At 32.9% G+C, this 3,337-nt stretch carries 3 protein-coding genes; all 3 read right to left on the reverse strand.

Annotated features, from left to right (window positions below; all coding sequences use genetic code 11):
• On the reverse strand, window positions 1-910 hold a 910-nt coding region (trmB, locus tag PHI38_RS09800), incomplete at its 3' end, for a tRNA (guanosine(46)-N7)-methyltransferase TrmB (protein ID WP_299855633.1).
• Window positions 911-921: 11 nt separating this feature from the next.
• Window positions 922-2,322, reverse strand: a complete 1,401-nt coding sequence (locus PHI38_RS09805) for a hypothetical protein (RefSeq protein ID WP_299855635.1) — start codon at window positions 2,320-2,322, stop codon at window positions 922-924.
• On the reverse strand, window positions 2,270-3,241 hold the full coding sequence (locus PHI38_RS09810; protein WP_299855637.1) for an RluA family pseudouridine synthase: 972 nt from the start codon (window positions 3,239-3,241) through the stop codon (window positions 2,270-2,272). The genes PHI38_RS09805 and PHI38_RS09810 overlap by 53 nt, the downstream gene beginning before the upstream one ends.
• Window positions 3,242-3,337 lie beyond the last annotated feature (96 nt).

The raw sequence follows: 3,337 nt of genomic DNA on the forward strand, positions 1-3,337 counted from the left end.
AAAAATCAAAATTTCCCTCTAGTGAGAGTTCTGGTGAGTGCTCAGAATTTATCATAGTTACATCATAAAAGTTTTTTTGCATCTTCTTCCATCTATCTTCATACTTGCTTGTTATTGCTATATCTCTGTTTTTATTTATATGAAGTGTTGTTTTAGCAAATGCAATGAAAGTTTCATACGAGTAGGCATAGTAGTTCTCACTATCAGTTCTAAGTTCTAATCTTCCATTAACATTTAAAATACGTGTTGCTTCTTCTATAAAATCTTTTGATATTACTCTTCTATGAGGTTTTTTATCCCATGGTACTGGAAAATGAACATAAATCTTATCAATTCTATTTGAAGGTACCAGTTCCATAAAGAGTCTTGCATCATAATTTAAAACCAATATATTTTCAATATTTTGTATAGTGATTTGTTTTAAAACTTGCTCAATTGAAGGAGTGTGTATCTCAATTCCTATATATAGAGTGTCAGGGTTATTTTGTGCCTGATGAAGTAGATGACGTCCTGAGCCAAAACCTACCTCTATACAAATCTTCTTATTTGTTGGAAAATCTGTTGCAAAGTAGTTTATATCTTTTAGTGCTTTTACTTCTCTTAGATGGATGTTTTTCTGATGTTGGGGTACATTAGATGAGATAACATCCATACCAGAAGCATCAGCATATGAGAGTAGAGCTTTATGAACATTAAATATAGATGCTGGTCTAGTAAGCTTATCACTCTTTAGAAGTTTTTTACTATCCTCATCTACTACCAATAAAAAAAAATTATCTTCATCTACACTTACAGAGATTAATTTTTCTTCTTGGTGTGATGCATTTTTTGCTATAAAATTAAAAGAGACACCATCTTTTACTGATGGCATCCCTACCTCTTTAAACTCTACAATGTGTAAATGTGGCATAAATTCTCGTTTTAGTTAAAATCTTGTATTGGTATAATTACTTCTTCAATTGGTCCTGGCGCAACAGGTTTTACAGACTCAACTCTGTTCTCAATTCTTTGTTCAACTCTATTTTGCTCAACCTTTGAAGGTGTTGCTTTTTTTGGAGTCATGTTTTTATCTTGTATTTTTAACTTTACTTCTATACTAGGCTCTGATTTTATGCCATTTGCATCCACTGCATAGATTTTATAATAATATGTTTTATCATACTCAACATTTGAGTCAAAAAACTGATTTCCTTTAATGTTTTGAAAATCCTCAATAGAGCTTTCTAAAAAGCTCTTAGAAAATTTTTTTTGCACTATGTAACTTCTTGCTCTTGAGTCCGAACTAACCCAAGAGAGTTGTACCTGTCCATTTGTAAAAACAGCTTCTGCAAGCGAAGGAGTAGAAGGCTTAATTAGAGTTCTTCCAAGTGCTGTAACATTTGAGTTAATACTCTCTAATTTATCTCTATCTACAACACTTACTCTATAAAAGTACTCTTTTCCATCCTCATCGATGATATCTGTGTATGAGCTATTTTTTGTCTCAGCAAGCATCTCATAACTTCCATTTATGCTTACAGATCTATATATTCTATAAGTTAAAAAATCGCTTACTTGAGTACTTCTCCAGTGAATTTCTATCTTTTTTGGTATATCTGTAGAAGCAACTATTTGCATAATTTCTGCAGGTAGCTCTTTTGTTACAACGCTTACCTCTTCACTTGGCTTAGAAACTATGCCATCATAAGTAAGTACACGTATACGATATTTATATGTAAAATTATCTTGTAGTTTTTCATCAATATACTCAGCATTAAGGCGTCCATTTACTGTTGCAACATCACTCCATTTAGTCTCTTGAAGAGTTCTTCTTTGAATGATATAAGCTTTTACTTTTTCATTTGCATGCGGGCGCCATATTATTTTTGCACTTCTTGGCATACCTTGAGTACTATGTATCCAGATAACTGACTCTAACTGAGGAAGAGACGTTATAATAGTTTGTTCGCTCTTTTGAGACTCTGCACTTGTAGAGTATGTTTTAAAGTAGTATGCATATCTAGAATTTGGCTCTATCTTTGTGTCTAAATAGTGCGTAGAAAAGCGAGTGTTTACTGTGTCGTAATACTCATTTTTGTTGCTGTTGTTCTCATCAAGAGAAACTCTGTAGATATAAACACCTTCTACTCTTTGATCACTAATAGCTTTCCACTCAAGAGCAATAGAAGCAGAATCAACAATTGTTCCATTCTTTGTAAGTTCTACAATTGGTAATGTAACATCAATTACAGCCTCTTTTTTCGGTACTGGTACATTACGGCTACAACCACTAATTAGTAGTATCGAAACCGTGCATAACGTTATTAACGTCCATAATTTCATCTATTTTCTCCATATTGAATTTTTTATCTAAATACTCTTTCATCTCTTTATCTAAAGATGCTACAAATGAGATTTTTTCTTTACTTTTTGGGTGAATAAAATATATTATGTACGCATGAAGCAAAATTCGTTCCGACTTCTCTTGCTTTGGGCTTTGTGCATATATATGATCTCCAATAATATGGCGATTTAAACTCTCTAAATGTACGCGAATTTGATGTGTTCTACCAGTATAGAGTTTACACGCTACAAACTGATTTTTCTCATCATCTGAGAGTGCTAAAACTTTAAAAGCACTTCTGGCATATTTTCCATGTCCTAAAATTGCCATTTTAAGTCTATTATGAGTGCTTCTTGCTATTGGAGCAATAACTTCACTTAAATCCTCTTTTAATGGTGGGTTTACAACTGCAAGATAATATCTACCCATACTTTTATCTTGAAGTTGGTTTGATAAAAACTCATGCGAGGTGTTGTTTTTAGCAATCACCATAGCCCCACTTGTCCCTTTGTCTAGTCTATGAACAATCCCGTGTCTCTCTTCTCCGCTTATGCTAGAGAGTCTTACACCTTTATGTTTTAGCCAATCAACTAAAGTTGCTTCTTTAACACTTGGAGCTGGGTGGACTGTTAAGCCTGTTGGCTTGTTTATAACCAAAATATCATCATCTTCATAAAGAATTTCAACATCAAAATCAACATCTAATGCAGGTATTGACTCTGCGGGAGGAAATTTAACTAAAACTACTTGATTTTCTTTTAACTTTACACCACTTCGTGATACTATTTTTCCATCAACAAAAACTGACTCTTTTTTAATAAGCTGTGCTATTTGTGAACGACTCTGCCCTATTTGCGATGTTAAAAATGTATCGAGACGCTCAGGACTCTCGCAAATATAACTTTGTGTTTCATTCATATTATAAACCTTTATGATACAATTTCTAAAATTTTATGGAGTTTTAAATTTGTGGAGAATTGATAAGCGCATTTTAGCACAATTTGATCTCTTTTC

This window comes from Sulfurimonas sp. (assembly GCF_028694895.1).
Lineage (GTDB): Bacteria > Campylobacterota > Campylobacteria > Campylobacterales > Sulfurimonadaceae > Sulfurimonas.

Bases quoted from the DNA above. Each gene is read 5' to 3' on its own strand.
- PHI38_RS09805 (WP_299855635.1), bottom strand. From the start codon at position 2,322: ATGAAATTATGGACGTTAATAACGTTATGCACGGTTTCGATACTACTA.
- PHI38_RS09810 (WP_299855637.1), bottom strand. From the start codon at position 3,241: ATGAATGAAACACAAAGTTATATTTGCGAGAGTCCTGAGCGTCTCGAT.